Here is a 20,186-nt window from a genome sequence, read left to right on the forward strand (position 1 = left end):
CTGTTGTCGTGTGAATTTGTCGGAATGCCTCTCCTTGTTCGAATAGGTCCCATCCGCCATGAAGAAGAAAATCTACGTTGTCGACGACGAGCCGAAGATCGGTAAGTTATTTACCAACGTTCTCGAGCGGGACGGATTCGAGGTGATGGCGTTTATGAATCCGGTCAAGATGTTGAAGAAGCTCGAGGAAAAGAATGCCGTTCCGGATGTCATTCTTGCAGACATGATGATGCCGGAGATGAACGGGGTTGAACTCCTTGAAACTCTGACCGATCGGGGAGTGAACGTGCCGGTGATCATCATGACCGCTCACTCGTCGGTACAGACGGCCGTGGAGGCGATGCGGCACGGAGCGTTCCACTATCTCCAGAAGCCCGTTAACCTGGAGGAAATGCGGGCGCTGCTGGATAAGGCCCTGAAGCTGTATGGTGCGCAGCAGGAGCTTGAGGAAATCAAGACCAAGCAGAAAGCGAAGTATCCGATTGAAGGGATTCTCGGGACCAGTGATGCCATCGTCCGGGTCCGAGAAACGATCCAGACGCTGTGCAACGCTTCGAATACGACCGTTCTCTTTTCCGGGGAAACGGGCACGGGGAAGAACCTTGCGTCGAAAACGTTGCACTACAACTCGCCCCGGGCGAAGAAGCAGTTTACTGAAATTAACTGTGCGGCTTTGCCGGATAACCTACTTGAGGCTGAGTTATTCGGATACGAGGAGGGCGCATTTACGGACGCTCGCGACTCGAAGCAGGGACTCATCGAGGTGGCGGACGGAGGCACCCTGTTTCTCGACGAGATCGATTCGATGAGTATGGCGCTCCAGGCGAAATTGCTTTCATTTCTAGAAAGCCGTCAGTTCCGTCGTCTCGGTGGCGTGGAGGACCTCACGGTCGACACGCGCATCCTCTGCGCGACGAACGCGAATCTGGAGGAGAGTGTCAAGGACAAGCGGTTCCGGAAGGATCTGTTCTTCCGTATCAATGTCGTGAACGTCAAGCTTCCCGCGCTCCGTCATATGGACGAGGACGTTCTGGTTATTGCCGACCAGCTGATTCAACACTTCAGTCGTGACCTTGGGCGCGAGGTTGCGGGCCTTACCGAGGCAGCCGAACAGAAGCTACTGGATCATATGTGGCCCGGTAATGTGCGCGAGCTTCGAAATGTGCTGGAGCGCGCCATGATCTTCGCACGAGGAGATCACATTACAGCTGAGGACCTCACGCTTGCTCCTCCCGGGCGTCTGGGCGAGATGCATGCAGCGGGAGAGGCCTTTCAGTTCCCCATGAACCGTACGCTGAAGGACCTGGAGAAGGCTTACATCCAACGCACGCTCGAGACAAACGACAGCAGTTACGCCGACATTGCCGAGACGCTTGGGATTTCTAAGAAAACACTCTGGGATAAGCGGAAACGGTACAACCTTGATGAGGTGGTCGATCGTTAACCCAACTGCAACTTCTCCGACCGGACTGACGAACATTTTTTGCTATGGCTCTTCCTTCTCCTGACGCTGTCATCGACGAGCTAAACGACCTTCGCTCTTCCGTTAGTAAAGCGGGTGAGGTTCATGTCGATGCCGCCATTGCTGCTCTTCAGTCGCCGGCATCCCCGGGACTGGCAGGCCCCGAGCCGCAACCCTCGCTCTCCGTGAAGGGCCTTGCTGCGCGGATCGACCATACGCAATTGCGTCCCGAGGCGACCGACGCCGACATTGAGGCGGTGTCTCATGAGGCGATCGAGCATGCGTTCGCGAGCGTTTGCGTGGCTCCGACGTACGTCCCGCTCGTCAACGAGCTGCTTGAGGATTCCGGCGTTGCGGTCTGCACGGTGATTGGCTTTCCGCATGGAGCCAACCGCCCCTCCACGAAGGCGCATGAGGCCATGCAGGCCATCCGGGATGGTGCTGTTGAACTCGACATGGTGCTGAATATCGGTGCCCTCCGCTCTGGTGCGGTCGCGGATGTCGAGCAGGACATCGCGGAAGTCGTGAATGTGGCGCGGCGAGCCAGGGACGGCGGTCGCGATGTCATCGTCAAAGTCATCCTGGAAACGGCGCTCCTTTCCGACGCGGAGAAGGCCGTGGCGTGCATTGCCGCGAAGCAGGCCGGTGCGGACTTTGTCAAAACGTCTACGGGGTTTGCCGATGGCGGTGCTACCTTGCGTGACGTGGCGCTCATGCGGCAGGTTGTGGGTCCAGACATGGGCGTGAAAGCATCTGGAGGGGTCCGTTCAGCAGACGACGTCGAGGCTATGATGGCACACGGTGCGACTCGCATCGGCGCGAGCGGATCGGTCGCTATCGTCACGGGGGCGAAGACGGAGGCCTCCTACTAATCGGATCGGTCCCGTGCGAATGATACGATCTCTTTCGGCTCGGCCTGCGGGACGGTACAGCAGACCGGGCCCGCGCCGGGCAAGAAACGCCGCTCGTGTCCGGTCGTAGCACGTGCAGACCGGCCATCGTTCCCGTCGTCCACGTGCGACTGATTCCGCTCGCTCGACTCTTCGCGATTCGCTTTCGATCTATGCTTTCACGTCTTTCGCTGTTCACTCTCGCTCTTGCATTGATTCTTACCGCGTGCAGCGGTCCGCCAAAGACGGCGGATTCGGGTGATGACTCGTCGGATCGCGGGCCCCGGCCGGTCGATCGTCGTGATCGAGAAGAGCGCCGTGCGACGCTGGCCAGTGTGGAGACGTTTGATGTGTCTCAGTACCCGACACCGGCCGCGGCCCGCGAACTGGATCTGCGCCACCAGGTGCCGACGCAGTTGATGCAGGGACGCGCCGACGAGGGCGTGACGCAGACGATTGAAGGATTCCGTGTCCAGGTTTACTCCGCGCAGGACAAGCAGGCTGCCGAAGAATTTCGCGAGCGTGTGCGTCAGTGGTGGGCCGAGGTTCAGGACGACGCACCGGACGACGTTTTCCGCGGACGATTGCCCATCCTTGTCGAATACGGGCAGCCGTATTACCGCGTGCGCGTAGGTGCATTTGCGGATCGGGAGGAGGCTGCAGAGGCCCTCGAATTCGTGAAGCAGGAGTTTACAGATGCGTTCGTCGCCCGAAGCACCGTAACCGTCACCCGATAAGGTCGGTCGGCTTTTCGCGGCCATGCGACCCGTCCTGGTTGTACGGACGCAGGCGCATGCATCTTCGTGCGACGGTCTATACTACGCCTCGGGCGATGGTAGAAAGATGGTCGACAATGTCGGCTGCGTAGGTTTCGTGTTCGGGTTTCATCAGCACGCTTCGAAGAATGGCAGCGTCTTCCCGATCAGCGGTTAGATGTGGGAAGCGCGCAGATAAGCGCTCAGCGGAGAGGCGGTAGAGGCTGAGAAATACAGGTTCTTCCTCGTGATTCATCGCTGCATCGAACACCGCGCGACTCGCCGCATCCAGGGCGCTGAGCGACGATTCGCGGGGGACAGGAATGTAGCTCACAATGTCCGTTTCCGGCGCCGTGTACAATTCGAACGCGGCTGAGGCGTCGATCGTATCTGCCCACGTCCGGGCGGCCCGCATGCAGGCGGCGAGAATGGCACCAAGGCCATCGCTCGGCTCGAGCGGAAGGGCGCGAAGTGTCGTCCAGAGGGCCCCCGCTGCTGCTCCTGCGCGAGAGCATTCCAGCGAGATTTCGCCGAGGTGAAGGTCGTCGGACGTGAAGTACGTGTACGGCGAGTCGTGTTTGTAGAAGCGACCGACCGACGGATCACGAAAGAGCACGGCGCCACAACCGTACGGCTGTAGACCGTGCTTGTGAGGATCAATGGCGACTGATTCTGCATCTTCGATCGCGAGGAAATGACGGGCCGGAAATCCGTCGAAGGATTCGCTGTCGCCGTTCGCGAGAAGGCGGAAGAATCCACCGTAGGCCGCGTCCACGTGGACACGCACACCGGCTTCTCGGCATCGATCGACCACATCTGCGATTGGATCGACCGTGCCGAGCCCGGTCGTGCCGGCCGTCACCACGACGGTGCCAACGTCCTGCTTCGCGAGAATCTCCTCCAGCTTCTCCAATCGCATCCGGCCGTGGTTGTCCGTCGGGATGACGACCGGATTGACGTCCAGTACACCGCACATGCGTCCGTGTGTGTAGTGAGCATCGGCGCTGAAGGCAATCGTCTGGTTCGGGTGTTCTTCGCGCGCCACCCAGAGGGCTTCCAGATTGGCGATGGTGCCGCCGGCGGTGAGGTGACCCAGCGACTCTGCCGGAAATCCGAGCATGTCCGCAAGGTCCTCAATCACCTCTTTTTCCATCTCGCTCGTGGGAGGGCCTCCGTCCAGCGCGTGGTTATTCGGGTTCACGCACATGGCGGCCGCGTAGGCGGCGATAGCGACCGGGTGAGGCGGTTTGAGCATCTGACCCGCATATCTCGGGTGCCCGAACGGATAGTTTCCGCTCATTCGATCGGTGAACTCACCCAGCGCCGACCGGAGCCCAGCTCCATCTACGATGGTCGAGGGATGTGCCTCATACGGACCCCATCCGTCCGACCACTCTTGTATGGCTCCGACGGCCTCGCTGATCAACTCGTTCAGCGCCGGCTGTGTCGATGTCGTCGTCGATAATGAGAAGGGGGAGGAGGTATTGCCAGACATAGGCGATCGATGGACAAACGTGGCTGTGAGTTCTTTCGAAGGTACGTGGCGGAGCATGAAAAATCACTTGCCGTTGTCTCGGCGTTTTCTGACACCGACTGTGAACTCGTGACGTTCATGTGAGCCCGAACGGGTCGCGGAACCACCATTCACCAAAATGTGTGTTACACCACGCAACTTAGATGAGGACATCGATATTCATCGGCGACAGCAGGTATGGGAAGCATTTTGAAGCAGCGAATCAAGCAGGCGAAAGACTTTGAGTCGCTGGCGCAAGAGGCCATGCTCAACCTATTCGTTGCCGCAGCGCGGAGCCGCCGTGAGATGGAGACTGTGTGTCAGAATCACGATCTTCAGTTCAGTCACTACAACGTGCTCAGGATTCTCCGCGGAGTCCATCCCGACGGACACGCTCGGTGTGACATCATTGAGCGAATGATCGATCCGTCTCCAGACGTGACCAGGCTGATGGATAAGCTCGTTGAGCGAGACCTGGTGTCGCGGTCGAGAAGTGAGGAGGATCGACGCATGATGATCCATACCATCACGCCGAAGGGCCTTGACCTGCTGGAGCGAATGCACCCTGATGTTCAGGATGTGCAGAACTGGTTCGATGAGCGCGTCTCTGACCGTGATCTGCGACACCTGTCGCGTATATGCGAAGGAATCTACGGCAACGACGAGTAGTTGCTGTCAAAATAAGGCTCGACTTGATCTTGCTGCGAGACAGCAACGGTTTGTGTCCTCATATATGTGTTGCGACGCACAAATTAGCAGTTAGAACGGGCGCGCACTCAGCGCCCACCACCGAAGCAACCTGTTTTTCACCAAAACGAGTAACCGATTATGGCTACGTTTGCCGAACTTGATGCACAGCTAAACGATATGATTCTCCAGGGTAAGATTCTGGAGGCCTTCGAGAAGTTTTATGCCGAGGACGTCGTGATGGAAGAAGGAGACCAACGGCGGGAAGGCAAGGAGGCGAATCGAGAGTACGAAGAGCAGTTTGTTGGCGCGCTGACGGAGTTTCGTTCCGCAGAGATTCACTCGCGGGCGATAGATGAAGAGAACCGGGTCACCCTCTCCGAGTGGGAGAACGACTTCACGCTCGAGGGCGTCGGAGACGTGCTGCAGAAGCAGGTGTCGGTTCGCACCTGGAACGAAGACGGTCAGATCACGCACGAGAAATTCTACACGCTCAGTTAGCGCAGCTTCCGGCGGCTTCATACAGGGGGACACGCGTGTCCATCGAAAGCACCCTGACTTGATTCCGTTGGAAAAGGGGGCGGGCCCGTAAGGGCTCGTGCCCTTTTTTATTTTGCCACTCTCTCACTCGTGCATGCAGATTGATATGAACGCCTACTTCCCAACGATCGGTCGTATCCTTCTGGGTCTCATTTTCGTAGCCTCCGGGTTTAATAAGGTCATGCAGTTCGAGGGGACGCAGCAGTACATGGAGGCGAATGGTCTTCCCGCCACGGCTATTTTACTTGTGGGAGCCATCATCTTCGAACTTGGAGGCGGACTCATGGTGATCCTGGGGTTCAAAGCCCGCACCGGATCGCTGGCACTGGTACTTTTTCTGATTCCCACCACGCTTGTTTTCCACACCAACTTTGCCGAACAGACGCAGGTAATTCAGTTCATGAAGAACCTTGCTATCATGGGAGGACTTCTTTATGTGGCTGCCCACGGTGCAGGGCCGGCTGCGATCGAGAACGATTCGGTGTCATCGGACGTGGCGCCGTCGTGATATTGGAAGCGTGCGCGTCATCTCGGATAGACGATTTACCACGTCGCGAGTCGGCTCCAACATCGGGGTCGGCTCGTCGCTTTTGGTGAGGTCGATCCGGCCGTCCAAAAAAAGTTCAAGATCGGGGAACGTGCTGGAGGTTGCATTCGTGCATCCCCCGATGATGCCGTCCCAGTGTGGCTTGACGGTTGTATTGGGATTCTTCGGAAACGCATTTCCATGTCGGGGCATGACGTATCCGGAGGCATCGTCTCTGCGAGGACGTACACAGCGGCTCAAGCGATCATCGGTCGCTGTGTGCAAAGGCCGTCACCACTTTGCGAGCTTCGTCCCGATCGGTCGAAGTACCTTCACGTTCCCCCACGTCCCGAGCGATCCCACCTCTGATTATGCTGCCTGAATGGGCTCCGAACCTTCTCGTCTTTGCCGGTCACGCGCCACTCGTCCTCCTCGCGACCGGTCTAGTGATTGATCTTTTCGTTCTCCTTCGCCCGAAATGGGACGCGGGTCCGGCCGCTGCGACGAGTGTATATGTCGCCGCCGGTGTCGCTGCGGTCATTGTGTATCTGGCGGGGCCCGATGCCGTTGCCAGTGTGTATCAGGTGGACGGGGTGACGACGGTCTTCGAACAGCATGTAACATTTCGGTGGTACACGCTGCTTTTTGCAACCATCTACGGCCTGGTACGACTCGGTTTGTCATTTCTACCTGCGGTGCAGGAATTGATGATCACGCAGGTCATCCTCGTTCTCGTCGCAGCCGGCGGAATCTATCTGTCCTGGCAGACGACCACGGCGCAGGCCGAGCTGGTTCATCGATATGGTGTGGGTGTCCAACCCGTTGCGGAGGTGCGTCAGCAACAAGCAGAGGAAGAGGAAGCGACGCCGCAGGGCTTCACGGAACGGGAAGATGCATGGAGCTGGACCCCGACAACGCCCGGGGCCTGGAAGGATGCGATGACATGGGTCGATGGAGCCCCAACCGACGTTCAGAGCTTCATTTTTCAACCGGAAGGCGACGGTCCGCCCGGTCTCGCGCTGTATCTTCGTGACGCCACCGTTCTGTTCACGGCACCGGTCGAAATGAGAACGGCAGACATTCGTGCGTCACTAAACGTCGACGCATTTGATGGAACGGTTTCGATCGTCCACAACGTACGCGGGGCCGCCTTCTACGACTACTTGCAGCTCGACGAAAATCGACTCCGGCTCGCTCGCCGCGAGGGGAGTGCCGTTCGAGTTCAGGACGCGGCCGACTACGGACTGCAGGGCTGGCGCTCCTACCGGCTGATCGTGGAACGGGCCGACCGCAGCGGGTTTGTCGGCGACCAGATGGTGGTCTCAGGAAGTGACACGCCGGCCTCTCCCGGCACCGTTGGGCTGAGGCTAAGTGGGACCGGACTGGTGCGCCTTCGCTCGATGGCGGTGCAACCGATCCCTGTGGAGGCGACGGAGGATACCACCGACCAGCAGTAAGCCTCGGAGACATGGCGGCAATTATTATGAGCCCCGATCGTCTATGTCATGGCTTCACGGAGAACGTCCGCGTCGCGCTCCGGCAGTGAGGGATTGATCTTCATACCGGTCCCGATCTCGAAGCCGGCGTCGATGGACATACGTGGCCGAATTCGGAGACTCCAGTGTAGATGTGCGGCCTCTGATTCGTACGCGAGAGCGGTCCGGACGAAGAAGTTATAGTCTGGACCGCCAAGCGCCCGTCGAAGAGCACGAAGCGTGTCGCGCAGAATACTAGCTAGCGCGCCCTCCGTGCCGTTTATTCGCCCGAACTCAGGTTCGTGCGTCGTCGGCATAATCCACACTTCGTACGGGGATCGGGCTGCGTAAGGGACGAATGCAGCATATGCGTTATTCTCGCGAATGAGTCGCGTGCCACTGGTCCGTTCTTCGTTGAGCATTTCGCAGTACGGACATTCGCCTGTTTCATGATACTGTGCTTCGGCTCGTCGCTCTTCTTCGACGACCATCGCCGGCTCGATCGACGGAGCGATAATCTGGCTATGCGGGTGAGGAAGGGAAGCCCCGGCGCTCGCTCCGTGATTGTGGAAGATGAACGGTATCAGTTCATCCCCATCGGTGCGGAGCGTGTGATACCGAGACTGGTAGGTACCGATCAGGGCCTCGACGTGCTCGACCGACATCTGAGAGACGGCTTCGTGGTGTCGCGGTGTCGCGATGATGACTTCCTGTCGACCGAATCCGCTCTGCCAGTTGAACATCTGGCACGAGTACAGATCCGGCTCACCATTCGTCGTCAGCGCCGGGTATTTGTTCGGAACCGAGCGCGTTAGCCACGAACCCTCATCGCGAGGTGGCGGAGCGCCATCGCCACGGACCGACGCATTTTCGAACAGCACCTCGGGCAGCATATGTTCATGACCTGGGCAGAAGGGGCAGCCTTCGACGGGCCCGTCCGTCTCTTTGACGCTGGTATCGTCCTCAAACTGCTTCGGGCGGTCGCTTCGACCCGGCGCGCAGACGACCCACTGTTTCGTGATCGCGTCCTGGCGAAACTCGGAAGGGTAGGACATTCAATGGAGCGGTGTACGGGCGGAAAATGAACTCGGACCCGGAAAAAGAACAAACCGCACGCCACATGTAGGATGCAGACGCGCGGTTTGCTCAACTCGAAGCCGATGCTTGTGCGGTGGATGTCTACCGAAGAGCGTCCTCAAGTACCGTGGCAGCATCCGTTTTGGCGTCGCGGTATTTCACGATGACTGGAGCGTAGAGCGACAGGCCGTGTTCATCGCCGAAGTCAGAGTCTACCGATCGTGAACCCGGAACGACGACGGCACCCGAAGGCACTTCGAGCGGATCCTCGTTCGTGCCTCGGATAACCGTTTCATTCACGGTGTCATAGAGGCGCGTAGAGGCGGTGAGCGTGACGCCAGATGCCAGAACAGCGCCTTCGCGAACCACGCAGCCTTCGTAGACCCCGCACCCACCGCCGACGAATACGTCATCTTCGATCACGACGGGGGCGGCATTGACCGGCTCGAGGACGCCTCCAATTTGTGCTGCTGCGGATAAGTGGACGCGTTTCCCGATCTGCGCGCAGCTGCCAACCAGGGCGTGCGAGTCGACCATCGTGTTCTCGTCAACGTAGGCCCCGACGTTAATGTACATCGGCGGCATGCAGACGACACCGGACGCCAGATACGACCCGGTTCGGACCGACGAGCCACCCGGGACGATCCGCACGTTTTCCGATTTCAGCACCGGGCGTGGCGGGTAGGTGTTCTTGTCGAAGAACGGGAACCGTTCTGTCGAATAGTCGACAATTTGTCCGATCCGGAAGCCGAGCAGGATGCCTTGTTTGACCCAGGCATGGGCGGCCCAGGAGCCGTCGTCCTGACGGGAGGCCGCGCGAACATCGCCGCGATTGAGGGCGCGAACGAGATCGGCGACGGCATCGCCGGCGGACCCCCGGGCGACGTCGTCGCCCTGTTCTACGAGAGATTCGATGCGTTCACGGAGCGTCTCGGACATAAGTTGATCGATGGCTGGGAGAAAACGGGTGTTGTACCGTATCAACCATTCCGTCGAGGGTCAAGCGAGCGACGGGAAAAATACAACTCGTCGCCCGAATCCACCGGAAATACGATCGATCGACTGTGCAATGCGAAGCTAGAATGCCGGAGCAGGTCCCGCGACGGCGAGTCCCCAGACCACCCCGGAGGCGATGAGGGGGACAGCGATGTTGTCGTTAATCGGAAGGGGAATCGCTTCGGCAATCGACGCGGTGACGACGCCTGCGATTTGGAGGGGAAATGCGAGCGGAAAAAAAGACGTGACAATCAACCCTGTTGTAATGAAAGCAAGCGTTCCTTCCACGGTGTGCCGCCGTCCGGGCCACCGATACTGGCCGACCGCCCGACCGACGAGGGCAGCCGCGGCGTCCGCTATCATCGTCATGACGAACATCGGAACGGCGATCCAGAGCGGGAAGATGAGCGTAAGGAGCGTGGCGGCAACCAGTACGCTCGTAGCCCCATTGATCACGACGCCGGTTCCCACGTCGGGTAGCTCTTCCGTTCGCATCAGCGGTCCGAAAATCGTCCGAATCAGGCGGTTCACACGCGAAGAATAGGCGCGAAGAATATCAGCACCGACGGCGATGGCGGTCAGTGGTATGAGGACCCAGAGCGCTGTTTCGCGACCTAGCGCATCCATCCCGAATGGTACAATCAGAGCGAGGAGGTGCAGGGCCTTTCGCTTGACTTCTGCACCATACCCGAATCGATCGTCCGAGTGTCCTGGTGCTGATGCAGTTGAATTGGATGAGGAGTCAGACGAAGCCTCGGTCATGGGGGTAGGAGGGAATAGGAAAGCGATCGGGACCGCCAACCTGTCAAGACGACTGAAGTTCGTTTCGAACCGGCGCATGTGGACACGCTGCAGCCACCTGCACAATCCGTTCAGTAAATTGAATGGTCAGGTGAAGCGTGTTGAATCGTGGGAGGCGCGCCCGCGCAATGCTGTCAACCCGAACTAGGAACCCCACCGCATGCACCGGTCCATATTTGTGCACCGTTTATCCGTCATATCGCCAACAGGTAACAACTCTGTGCAGGCGCCGATTTTTGGGAACGGTTCGGCATGCGAGTCTTCCGACTCGTAGGACCTTAGGCCGTATGTAATCCAGCGATGACCAAGGGCGGGACACGTTCCGCGGCCATCGATCTACACTCTGATCATAACGTCGATACATGGACATGCTTTCCAAGCGCACGCTTCGACTCGCTTTTTCGTTTCTACTGATCGCCGGTGTCGTCACGGGATGTGGAGGGGAGGAGGCCTCCGATAGTTACAGTGATGACATGGCCGAGCAGCATCAGGATGATACCCCGCAGGCGACTGCGGCGGCTCAGGAGCCGATGATCCCGGTGCGTGCGAGCACCGTCACGTACGGTGCGACGGAGGCGGGGGAATCGATTACCGGGTACATGGCTGTTCCTGAAAATCCGGACTCGGTTCTCACCGCCTATGGCATGAATCCAAAAACCGATTCGCTGCCGGGCGTCGTTGTCATTCACGAGTGGTGGGGGCTGAACGACAATATCCGAACGGCCGCGCGCAGGATGGCCGGAGAAGGGTATCGGGTGCTGGCCGTTGATCTTTACGCGGGAAGCGTAGCGGATACGCCCGACGGGGCTCGTTCCCTGATGGAGCAGGCGATGAAGACGCCGGACCGACTCGCTGAGAATCTTGCATCGGCCAACGCGTATCTACGCCGCGAGGGGGGAGCATCCAGGACGGCTGTGATGGGATGGTGCTTCGGAGGAGCGATGACGCTTACTGCTGCCGTTACCCAACCGGATGGATACGAGGCGGGCGTGATATATTATGGTCGCGTTAGCGATGTCTCGCAGGAAGAACTCGAGCCCATTTCTTTTCCGATGATAGGCTTCTTCGGTGCAGACGATAGCAGCATCCCAGTTGAGTCCGTCAACGAGTTCGACACGAAGATGGACGAGGTCGGTAACACGTTCGAAGCGCACATCTACGAGGACGCCGGTCATGCCTTTGCGAACCCATCCGGAACGAACTACAATCCGGAAGCAGCCTCTGCTGCCTGGGACAAGACAACGGCGTTCTTGAAAGAGCACCTCTACGGTGCGACCGACATGGATGCTGAATCTGATGAAACCTAAACCGGCACACTCCGAAGGCCCAATCACCAGCTTGGGCTAGGACTACCGCCCGCCTCCGACGTCCTCGATATGGAATCGGTGCGGAATCGACGTCTAGGGCGAGCCATTCTGCGCCCAGGTGGATCGACCGCCTGCTGGATCCGTACAGTGCGCCGGACATCACGACGCTGGATCCTCCGGTGGTCCAGGCGTTGCGATGCTTCTCGATGCCATCCTTTCCGACACACGATTCTTGCCCGAATGCCTGACTTTCCACCATTGCAGAACGACCTCATTTTGCGTGTGGCTCGCGGCGAGTCCACTCGTCGAACTCCCGTCTGGATGATGCGGCAGGCCGGACGATATTTGCCCGAGTATCAGGCGGTCCGCGCCGAACATGAGTTCTTCGACGTGGTCGGGACGCCAGAGCTAGCGGCGGAGGTCACCATTCAGCCGATCGATCGGTTCGACCTGGATGCTGCGATTATATTTTCGGACATCCTGGTGATTCCGCAGGCACTCGGGCTCGAGGTCCAGATGGTCAAAGGGAAAGGACCACATTTCCCGAACCCGGTGCGCGAACCGTCGGAGCTGTCGCGCCTCACGGACGATCCGGATGTCCACGAGGAGCTTGGGCATGTGTACGATGCCCTAACACTGACGAGGAAAGAACTGAACGGTCGTGTACCGCTCATCGGATTCAGTGGCGCGCCGTGGACCCTCATGGGGTACATGATCGAGGGCGGTGGGAGCAAGAATTATAAGAAGGCGCGGGCCTGGTTGTATGAAGCTCCGGAGGCGGCACACCGGCTTCTGCAAAAGACGACGGACGTCATTATCGAGTATCTGATCGGGCAGGTCGACGCCGGTGCGCAGATGCTGCAGGTGTTCGACTCCTGGGCAGGCCTTCTCGGACCGAAAACGTTCAGAACATTTGCTCTGCCCTACCTGAAGCAGATCGCCGAAGGAGTCAAAGAGGCGCATCCGGAGGTTCCACTCGTCGTCTTCGCCAAGGGCGCGCACTACGCTCTCGAAGACCTCGTCGAGACGGAGTATGATGTGATCGGTCTTGACTGGACGATGGATCCGAAGGCGGCCCGGCTGGTCGTTGGTGAGCGGGTGACGCTGCAGGGCAATCTGGATCCGTGCATGCTCTACGGCGACGAGGAGACGATTCGGCGCGCCGTTCAGGATATGCTCGCCGGTTTCGGGTCCCATCGCCACATCGCCAACCTTGGACACGGCATGCATCCAGATCACGATCCTGAGCACGCCCGCGTTTTCGTCGACAGTGTGCACGAGGTGTCCGAACAAATGCGCCACGTCTAACCTTACGACCGGCCTTTCGGACATGAGTGAAAAGCAAAAAACGCCCTGCCGGTCTCATGCCGGTGGGGCGTTTTGTGTTGTTCGGCCAAAATGATTGCCCGGGGTGAACTAGGTTGCCCCGGCGTTTTGAACTGCGGGAACCTCGGCCTTGGCTCTACTACGCCGCATGCGGGCCGGCGTATTCCACGTGGCCTCGTCCGGCACGTCGCACAGCCATAGCATCTTCCATACGAAATGGACCATTCATGATGCGGATCGTGGCATCGTGAGCATGAGCCGCCCGTGCGAGCATCATGAGCTGCGAGACGGTAAAGTCGCTAGCATCGACGATTACGTCGTCGCCGCCTTCAATTCGCTTGACTACTGTGTCGTACAATGGAAGAGTAAGATCGATACAGTGAGGACATAGAGGTAAAACATATGATACGGCGTGGAGATTCCACATGAAGCTGGGCTAGACGGTGCGAATGCGTAATTTCACTGTGAATGTTGCTGCAGAGACTCCGTCTTCGGCTCTTCGATGTCCGTGGCAGTGCTTTGTGGTCCATGGTTGAGAACATGTAGAGTCCGTCGCAGAGACCCATTCGGCTCGGAATGAGATGTACCGTTGTCGAAATCGTCGTGACTGCCGACGGATCGTCACGTACGAAGACAGGTTTGAACGTTCGCTCATCCTGGTTCCACTCAACGCCTTGTTTTACATGTCCGAGGCCGACGTATCGCGACGAACACTGCCCGAATCGCCGGATGCTCTTGCCCTGCTTCCCATGCTGTACGTGGCCTGGGCAGATGGTGTGCTCACCCCGGCGGAGATCTCGCTTTTGCGGGATCGGATCGAATCCATCCATGACCTGCCGTCCGTCGTGCGCGAGGAGGTGTGCCCCTATCTCGATCCGTCCAATCCGCCATCGCCTGAGGCCTACGATCGATGGGTTCAGGTGCTTCGAGAGCACGTGGAGGCGCTGCCCCAGGACCGGCGGATGACGCTCGCAGAAGTCGGTCTGTCCATAGCATCGGCTGGAGGCGACGGAGCAGCGGTTTCGTCGTCGGTGCGGGCTGCGCTAACGGACCTCGAGGGAGCCGTCGGAGTGGACGGCCCAGGGATGGTCCGTGAGCTCCGAGAACAGCGACCGGAGCCGGCAACCGGAGACCGCGTTACGCGTCCGGCCCGTTTCGACATCGAGAAGCTCACTCGACATCTGGACGGTGACCGACACGACCACATCGACCACATGCGGACGCTGCTGTCGGATCCCGCGTTCGCGTACCCACCGAAGCTGACCACGCCCGAGTATCGTGAGCAGGTCATGGAATGGCTTACCATTCTTGCGGATCAGGGCTTGGGAGCCCTCTCTTATCCGGAGGAATATGGTGGAGGAGGGGATATGGGCGATTTCATCGCGACGTTCGAAGCGCTCGCGATGCACGACCAAAGTCTGGTGGTAAAGTACGGTGTCCAGTTTGGACTCTTTGGCGGAAGCGTGTATCGGCTTGGGACGCAAAAGCACCATGAGCGGTATCTTGATGGCATCGGCTCGCTGGAGATTCCCGGTTGCTTCGCGATGAGCGAGCTTGGTCATGGTTCGAACGTCCGCGACATCCAGACGACGGCGACGTATGACCCGGAGACGGAGACGTTCATCATCTCCACGCCATCCGAGGCGGCGCGCAAGGAGTGGATCGGAAATGCAGCGGTGCACGGAGAGCTGGCTGTCGTCTTTGCCCAGCTGAAGACGCAGGGCATGCATCACGGCGTCCATGCGTTCATCGTGCCCATTCGTACGCCGTCGGGGGAGGTGATGCCCGATGTGCGCATCGAAGACTGTGGCGAAAAGATGGGGTTGAACGGTGTCGACAACGGTCGGCTCTGGTTCGACGACGTTCGGGTGCCACGGGAGAATCTCCTTGACCGGTTTGGTACGGTGGCAGCGGACGGGACGTACGACAGCCCGATTCCGAGTTCCGGGAAACGGTTCTTCACGATGCTCGGCACGCTCGTCGGCGGGCGGATCAGTGTCGCGCGAGCAGGCCTGATGGCCGCAAAATCTGGACTGACCATTGCCGTGCGATACGGAAATCGCCGCCGCCAATTTGGGCCCAAAGACCAGCCCGAGGTTCCGCTCCTAACGTACCGGACCCATCAGCGGCGCCTGCTTCCGCGTCTCGCCAAAACATATGCGATCGACGCTGCCCTCCAGAACCTGACCGAGACATACATTTCTCGTTCGATCGACGAGGGGCTTGAGGATGTCGAGGCGTCAGCGAACGCTCTAAAAGCGTACGCAACGCGGCATACGACCGATACCCTCCAGGAGGCAAGGGAAGCCTGTGGCGGGCAAGGCTACCTCCACGAAAATCGGATCTCGACCCTGATGGCCGACACCGACGTCTTCACGACGTTCGAGGGAGACAATACCGTCTTATTGCTCCAGGTCGCGAAGGGATTGCTGTCCGATTTTCAGCGCGAATTCCGGGACCTCAATATTCTGGGTATGGTCCGGTTTGTCGCGAAAGATGTTCTCGAGCGCCTGTCCGAGACGAATCCGCTTACGTCCAGTCAGACGGATCCGGAGCATCTGCGTAGTCGCGATTTCCAAATGAACGCACTGGACTATCGAGCCGATCGGTTGCTTCAGACCGCCGCGCAACGTCTCCGAGCTCGGCTGAATGATGACATAGATCCATTCGACGCGTTCATCGACGTGCAGGATCATCTCAAAACTCTGGCGGAGGCCCACGCGGAACGGGTTACCCTCGAGGCCTTCATTCAGGAAAACGACACGGTAGAAGATGAGAGTGTACGTGCCGTGCTCGATCGTCTTCGGAGCCTGTTTGCTCTTCATGCGATCGAGACCGATCGCGGCTGGTTCCTCGAGGCTGGTGTCCTGGGAAGTGCAAAGTCGAAAGCCATTCGAACGGAGGTCAACCGACTCTGCGAAGAGGTGCGTCCGGACGCCGAAGCGCTGGTCGATGCGTTTGCGATCCCCGATGCCTCTCTCGCCGCGCCCATTGGTACCGGCGATCGTCACTAAGTCCAGTCGGCTAGGGCATCTGGCGCCGTACCGGTGCAATTTGCGGCTGAATGAGACGAGCCGGGCCGGTCAGAACGATGGACAAGTCGGATGGGGCAAGATATTGCCGGACGACGCGCTGTACGTCCTGCGGACGGACGCTGCGAATACGCGCCTGATACTTCAGAAAGTACGACTCGTCGAGGCCGTGTCGGTTCAAAAACATCATCTGGTCAGCCAACCCATCACGAGTGGAGCTCTGCATGAGAAAGCGGTCAACCAGAACGGTTTGTGCCCGGTAGACCGACGAGCTGTCCGGAGCGGTATTGCGGAGCTCTTCCAGGATTGCTCGAACCGTTTGCACCGCCGGGCGAGTCTGCGTTGGCCGGGTTGCTACGACCGCGGTCCAGTACGTTGTCTCCCGGTGCGGAACGAGCAGGCTGTACGGGGAGGAGGTGGAGGCGAGCGATGTCGACTGTGCGAGGCGAGATGTGTGGCCGCCTCCGATGAGTGTGGTGGCCACCTGTAGGGCAGCGTAATCTGTGTGGCCGGGCGCGACCGTCGGTGTGCCAATGGCAACAGCCACTTGTGACCGGTTGGGGCGATCAATGACTGTCACGTCGCCTCCAGGCCCAGTAGTAACCTGGAGCGGAAGGCCGGACGCGGTTCCTTTCCACGTGCCCAGGTGTTTCCGTGCACTCTCGATCGCATCCGAGGGACGAAAAGAGCCGGTGACGTACAGGGACGCGCGATCGGGTGCGACATGCCGGCGAATGAATGATGCGACGTCGGCGCCCGTGAAGCCGCGAATCTGCGCCTGTGATGGCAGCGGGCGCCCGTATGTTTCGTCCTGATACATCGTGCGACGAAGTTGCTGCCGCGCATCGGCCTGTGGCGAAGGGGAGTGGGTGAGGACTTGTGCGGCGTGCGTCCGTGCGGAGTCAAGCGCAGAACGTTCCGAAATATCGTCCAGCGATGTGTTGACAAGTTGCCGCATGCGACGGATGGCCACCGGAGCAGCGGACGCTGCGACATCGGACGAAAAGACCATCGCATCCGATGTCACCGTTACGTCAACAGCCATTTCACCTGGCGCGTCGGAGGTGCTCTGTAAACGAAGCCAACGCGCCGTCACATCGGCGAGGCCCGCCTCAGACTGCGATTCGTACGCCGTTCCAGCTTCAATGACGAATCGCACCGTGGCGCGACCGTCGGTATCGTACGGCGTAAGCGTCACGCGAACACCGTTGTCAAGTACGGTGGTACGTTGTGGATGCGGCCCCTCGTTCGATTCAATCGAGGGAGGAGTCGATGCCGACGCGGGTCGGAAAACGAGGGAAACCGCGGCAATCAGGCAGATCAGGAGAACGGCAGTCCGGGACATGAACCGGGGGGCGGAGGAACGGGGACGAAGTAGCGATGCAATCCAGCAGACGTGTGCCGGAAGAGAGAGGAGCGGGACCGAGACGTACGAAGATGAACGACCGGACCAGCTGTCACGAGATGGGGACGTGCTCGTGACGTACAGTGCTGGGGCACAAAAACGATACCTCGGGTTGCCATCGATGGCGGTCTGACGGTCCCTCATCGAATTCGCACAATAACATACCGGTTAGAAAAAATACCGGAATCCAATGGCTCCATCGAACCGAAGCTGAGACGCATCGGCGATCTGCAGAGTCGGGGCAACTTCAGCAAAAATATCTATCGGAGCATCACCGAGCATGTACGACACACCCATCGGTGCCCGGAGTGCGATGTTGGCATCCTGATTTTCGATAAACGTGAGCTGGAGTCCCGGTCCCACGTAAAGTGCCATTAGGCCGTCACCGACGGATACCTGCTCGAAATTGTGGAAAATGTAGTCCCCCTGGAGAACGAGATAGGATGCACCTGCGGCTTCGTCGCTGATCACAAACGACGTTGCACCCTGGAATGCATGACGCTCGGAAATCCAGAGCTTCATCGTCAGGCCAACCGGGTTCAGTCCACCATTCGAGACGCCAATCTGTCCGCCTGCTCCGATGCCGGTCGTCTGGGCGCGTGCATCCGTTATGATTGTTACCAGGAGACCGGCGATCAGAATAGCGAAAACGGTACGGGCAATTTGCGTCATGGCCGGGTGTGGTCGTGATGGAGTCGGTGCGGTGGATGGCGCGGGTCGGAAACGTTAACGCCACACGTTCAACGTCTGCAATCGAGGGATCGAAAGTCAACTGGCAGATTGGAAGTTGGCGCAAAACCATCCGCCGTGTTTCCGTTGGTGCCCGTGAACAAGCGACCGGGGTGTAGTGTGAAACGGTAGAGCGAGTGGCTCAACAACTGCCTTTCCCTTTCACTACCGTACGTCCGGAATGCGACGCGATCGTGTGTTCAATTTCTCGATGATCGCTCTTCTCTTGGTCGCAACCCTGAGTTGGGGCGGAACGGCTCGCGCAGAAGATGGCCGGGGCGGATCCACGTCGTCCAGGATTGCTGAAGAAGACGCCGTGGCTAGTGACTCCCTGGATGGGCCCGAGGCTGTCGCAGCGGCCTACCTGGATGCGTTTCGCCGAACGGACTGGGAGGGATGCGCGCGCCTGATGCATCCAGACGCCCTGCAGGCGCTAAAGGACGTCCTCATTCGTGCCGCCGAAGCCGATTCCTCTAGCGGCATTCCTGACGCTCTTTACGGAGATAATACACCGCGTGAGACGATTCGATTTGCGCCGCCCGCGGAACTGTATGCCCGCATGCTACGGGTCGTGTATCAGAAATCGCCGCAGGCAACGGAGGTGCTGGATGGCCTATCGTCGAAGGTGATCGGACACGTCGACGAGACGGACACCCTGGTTCACGTGATTGCGAGAACGCACGTTGATGGCCGGAGCGGAGATGAGCGTGGACAGGCTCTGTCCCAGATTGAAGTGTTTTCGCTCGAGCGGTATCAGGAAAGCTGGCGCCTTCGGCTCACCACCGACGTGAAAAATGTCGCCCGTGCAGTGCAGAAGCGTCAGTAGGTCGACGCCGAGACCATCGTGGTTGTGCGCCGGATGGAAACCCGGTGGGTCCAGGCAGTCCCGGTCGAAGACTCGGTTTTCTATCTAAAAGCTGACGCTGCTGTCGTCGATGCGCTCTTCGCCCTCATCGCTGAAGCGGGTCATGGTCCACGGGTCTTGCTCGTATCCATCCTGATCGCAGATGACTTCGTGGCCCAGGTCTTCAAAAGCGGCTTTCGCGCAGGCTCGGATCGTCGTCCACGGCAGGTTGGGCCCGTTGAACCAGACGCTGGTGTAGGGACCTCCCTCGATATTCTCGGCCACGAACACGCGTACCGTTTCCCCGGAATAATCGACCTCGTACGTCAGGGCGGGTTCGGTCCGAACCTGCTCAACCGAACCGAATTGGTTGCTTAACCACTTCTCGGCTTTTTCCTTCGACAGGTCGCGTACGTAAATTTCGATGGAGGCAGACATCCGCGTTCAAAGGCTAGGTCAAAGAGGGCGCGCTGATGCACCGGTGGTATGCAAGTTGACACCTGACGAGTTGCAATTCAGTTCCAGCAATGGATGCTCGACGTCAATTCGCATCGTCCTCTTCGGTCTCGTCTGCGTCGACGCGTGACACGGTGAGGTACAAGAGCGCCAACACGGCGAGAAATCCACCGCCGGCAAGCGCATAACTGAACTGTCGAGTAACGAGACCGAAAACGACCAGGCCGATATCGAAGATTGCGAGCATGACGATAGAGGCCAGCAAGAGACGAGACATTCGGCAGCCGGATCAGGAAGGGAGGAGGACAAGCGTGAGGGGCGCATCCGGCAATCGGCCGTCCGCGTTGCGTTGCGACCGATGATTT

General features: G+C 59.0%; 20 protein-coding genes. 11 read left to right on the top strand and 9 right to left on the bottom strand.

Going from position 1 to position 20,186, the window contains the following annotated elements; all coding sequences use genetic code 11:
• Positions 1 to 58 precede the first annotated feature (58 nt).
• From CRI94_RS08325 to CRI94_RS08335, 3 genes are all read left to right on the top strand, one after another.
• A complete protein-coding gene (locus CRI94_RS08325; protein ID WP_098075206.1) occupies positions 59 to 1,444 on the top strand; it encodes a sigma-54-dependent transcriptional regulator in 1,386 nt (461 codons plus the stop codon).
• A 44-nt stretch (positions 1,445 to 1,488) separates the two neighbouring features.
• The gene (gene deoC, locus CRI94_RS08330; protein ID WP_098075207.1) at positions 1,489 to 2,334 is read left to right on the top strand and encodes a deoxyribose-phosphate aldolase; all 846 of its coding nucleotides are present in this window, start codon (positions 1,489 to 1,491) and stop codon (positions 2,332 to 2,334) included.
• 191 nt (positions 2,335 to 2,525) lie between these two features.
• The gene (locus tag CRI94_RS08335) at positions 2,526 to 3,089 is read left to right on the top strand and encodes an SPOR domain-containing protein (RefSeq protein WP_098075267.1); all 564 of its coding nucleotides are present in this window, start codon (positions 2,526 to 2,528) and stop codon (positions 3,087 to 3,089) included.
• A gap of 76 nt (positions 3,090 to 3,165) precedes the next feature.
• Here the strand turns inward: CRI94_RS08335 and CRI94_RS08340 are convergent, their stop codons facing one another.
• On the bottom strand, positions 3,166 to 4,602 hold the full coding sequence (locus tag CRI94_RS08340; RefSeq protein WP_098075208.1) for a pyridoxal phosphate-dependent decarboxylase family protein: 1,437 nt from the start codon (positions 4,600 to 4,602) through the stop codon (positions 3,166 to 3,168).
• Between the two features lie 216 nt (positions 4,603 to 4,818).
• Here CRI94_RS08340 and CRI94_RS08345 point away from each other — a divergent pair, with 216 nt between their 5' ends.
• The 4 genes from CRI94_RS08345 to CRI94_RS08365 all read left to right on the top strand — a co-directional run bounded on the left by CRI94_RS08345 (position 4,819) and on the right by CRI94_RS08365 (position 7,830).
• Complete coding sequence (locus CRI94_RS08345; RefSeq protein WP_245846127.1) at positions 4,819 to 5,289, top strand: MarR family winged helix-turn-helix transcriptional regulator; 471 nt, start codon at positions 4,819 to 4,821, stop codon at positions 5,287 to 5,289.
• 159 nt (positions 5,290 to 5,448) lie between these two features.
• Positions 5,449 to 5,808 (top strand): nuclear transport factor 2 family protein, encoded by a 360-nt coding sequence (locus CRI94_RS08350; protein ID WP_098075209.1) that lies wholly within the window; start codon positions 5,449 to 5,451, stop codon positions 5,806 to 5,808.
• Positions 5,809 to 5,941: 133 nt separating this feature from the next.
• The gene (locus tag CRI94_RS08355) at positions 5,942 to 6,355 is read left to right on the top strand and encodes a DoxX family protein (RefSeq protein ID WP_218919365.1); all 414 of its coding nucleotides are present in this window, start codon (positions 5,942 to 5,944) and stop codon (positions 6,353 to 6,355) included.
• A gap of 389 nt (positions 6,356 to 6,744) precedes the next feature.
• Positions 6,745 to 7,830, top strand: coding sequence for a hypothetical protein (locus CRI94_RS08365; RefSeq protein WP_098075211.1), 1,086 nt, complete (start codon positions 6,745 to 6,747; stop codon positions 7,828 to 7,830).
• 41 nt (positions 7,831 to 7,871) lie between these two features.
• On the opposite strand, the gene CRI94_RS08370 is transcribed toward CRI94_RS08365, so the two are convergent.
• From CRI94_RS08370 to CRI94_RS08380, 3 genes are all read right to left on the bottom strand, one after another.
• On the bottom strand, positions 7,872 to 8,903 hold the full coding sequence (locus CRI94_RS08370) for a galactose-1-phosphate uridylyltransferase (protein ID WP_098075212.1): 1,032 nt from the start codon (positions 8,901 to 8,903) through the stop codon (positions 7,872 to 7,874).
• Between the two features lie 124 nt (positions 8,904 to 9,027).
• Positions 9,028 to 9,864 (bottom strand): 2,3,4,5-tetrahydropyridine-2,6-dicarboxylate N-succinyltransferase, encoded by an 837-nt coding sequence (locus tag CRI94_RS08375; RefSeq protein ID WP_098075213.1) that lies wholly within the window; start codon positions 9,862 to 9,864, stop codon positions 9,028 to 9,030.
• Positions 9,865 to 10,002: 138 nt separating this feature from the next.
• Positions 10,003 to 10,683: a diacylglycerol/polyprenol kinase family protein gene (locus CRI94_RS08380; RefSeq protein ID WP_245846128.1), complete on the bottom strand. Its 681-nt coding sequence runs from the start codon at positions 10,681 to 10,683 to the stop codon at positions 10,003 to 10,005.
• Positions 10,684 to 11,084: 401 nt separating this feature from the next.
• Here CRI94_RS08380 and CRI94_RS08385 point away from each other — a divergent pair, with 401 nt between their 5' ends.
• Complete coding sequence (locus CRI94_RS08385; protein WP_245846129.1) at positions 11,085 to 12,029, top strand: dienelactone hydrolase family protein; 945 nt, start codon at positions 11,085 to 11,087, stop codon at positions 12,027 to 12,029.
• 240 nt (positions 12,030 to 12,269) lie between these two features.
• Positions 12,270 to 13,337 (top strand): uroporphyrinogen decarboxylase, encoded by a 1,068-nt coding sequence (gene hemE / locus CRI94_RS08390; RefSeq protein ID WP_098075214.1) that lies wholly within the window; start codon positions 12,270 to 12,272, stop codon positions 13,335 to 13,337.
• 157 nt (positions 13,338 to 13,494) lie between these two features.
• Here the strand turns inward: hemE and CRI94_RS08395 are convergent, their stop codons facing one another.
• A complete protein-coding gene (locus CRI94_RS08395; RefSeq protein WP_098075215.1) occupies positions 13,495 to 13,713 on the bottom strand; it encodes a hypothetical protein in 219 nt (72 codons plus the stop codon).
• A 325-nt stretch (positions 13,714 to 14,038) separates the two neighbouring features.
• Here CRI94_RS08395 and CRI94_RS08400 point away from each other — a divergent pair, with 325 nt between their 5' ends.
• On the top strand, positions 14,039 to 16,369 hold the full coding sequence (locus CRI94_RS08400) for an acyl-CoA dehydrogenase family protein (RefSeq protein WP_098075272.1): 2,331 nt from the start codon (positions 14,039 to 14,041) through the stop codon (positions 16,367 to 16,369).
• 10 nt (positions 16,370 to 16,379) lie between these two features.
• Here the strand turns inward: CRI94_RS08400 and CRI94_RS08405 are convergent, their stop codons facing one another.
• On the bottom strand, positions 16,380 to 17,732 hold the full coding sequence (locus tag CRI94_RS08405; RefSeq protein ID WP_179862216.1) for a M16 family metallopeptidase: 1,353 nt from the start codon (positions 17,730 to 17,732) through the stop codon (positions 16,380 to 16,382).
• 228 nt (positions 17,733 to 17,960) lie between these two features.
• Positions 17,961 to 18,464, bottom strand: a complete 504-nt coding sequence (locus CRI94_RS08410; protein ID WP_098075217.1) for a hypothetical protein — start codon at positions 18,462 to 18,464, stop codon at positions 17,961 to 17,963.
• 238 nt (positions 18,465 to 18,702) lie between these two features.
• On the opposite strand from CRI94_RS08410, the gene CRI94_RS08415 reads away from it, so the two are divergent.
• Positions 18,703 to 19,347 (top strand): hypothetical protein, encoded by a 645-nt coding sequence (locus CRI94_RS08415; RefSeq protein ID WP_098075218.1) that lies wholly within the window; start codon positions 18,703 to 18,705, stop codon positions 19,345 to 19,347.
• Between the two features lie 84 nt (positions 19,348 to 19,431).
• Here the strand turns inward: CRI94_RS08415 and CRI94_RS08420 are convergent, their stop codons facing one another.
• Positions 19,432 to 19,803, bottom strand: coding sequence for a hypothetical protein (locus CRI94_RS08420; RefSeq protein WP_098075219.1), 372 nt, complete (start codon positions 19,801 to 19,803; stop codon positions 19,432 to 19,434).
• A 103-nt stretch (positions 19,804 to 19,906) separates the two neighbouring features.
• The gene (locus CRI94_RS08425) at positions 19,907 to 20,098 is read right to left on the bottom strand and encodes a hypothetical protein (protein ID WP_098075220.1); all 192 of its coding nucleotides are present in this window, start codon (positions 20,096 to 20,098) and stop codon (positions 19,907 to 19,909) included.
• Positions 20,099 to 20,186 lie beyond the last annotated feature (88 nt).

Origin of the sequence: Longibacter salinarum (assembly GCF_002554795.1) — a bacterium.
GTDB classification, from domain to species: Bacteria; Bacteroidota; Rhodothermia; order Rhodothermales; family Salinibacteraceae; genus Longibacter; species Longibacter salinarum.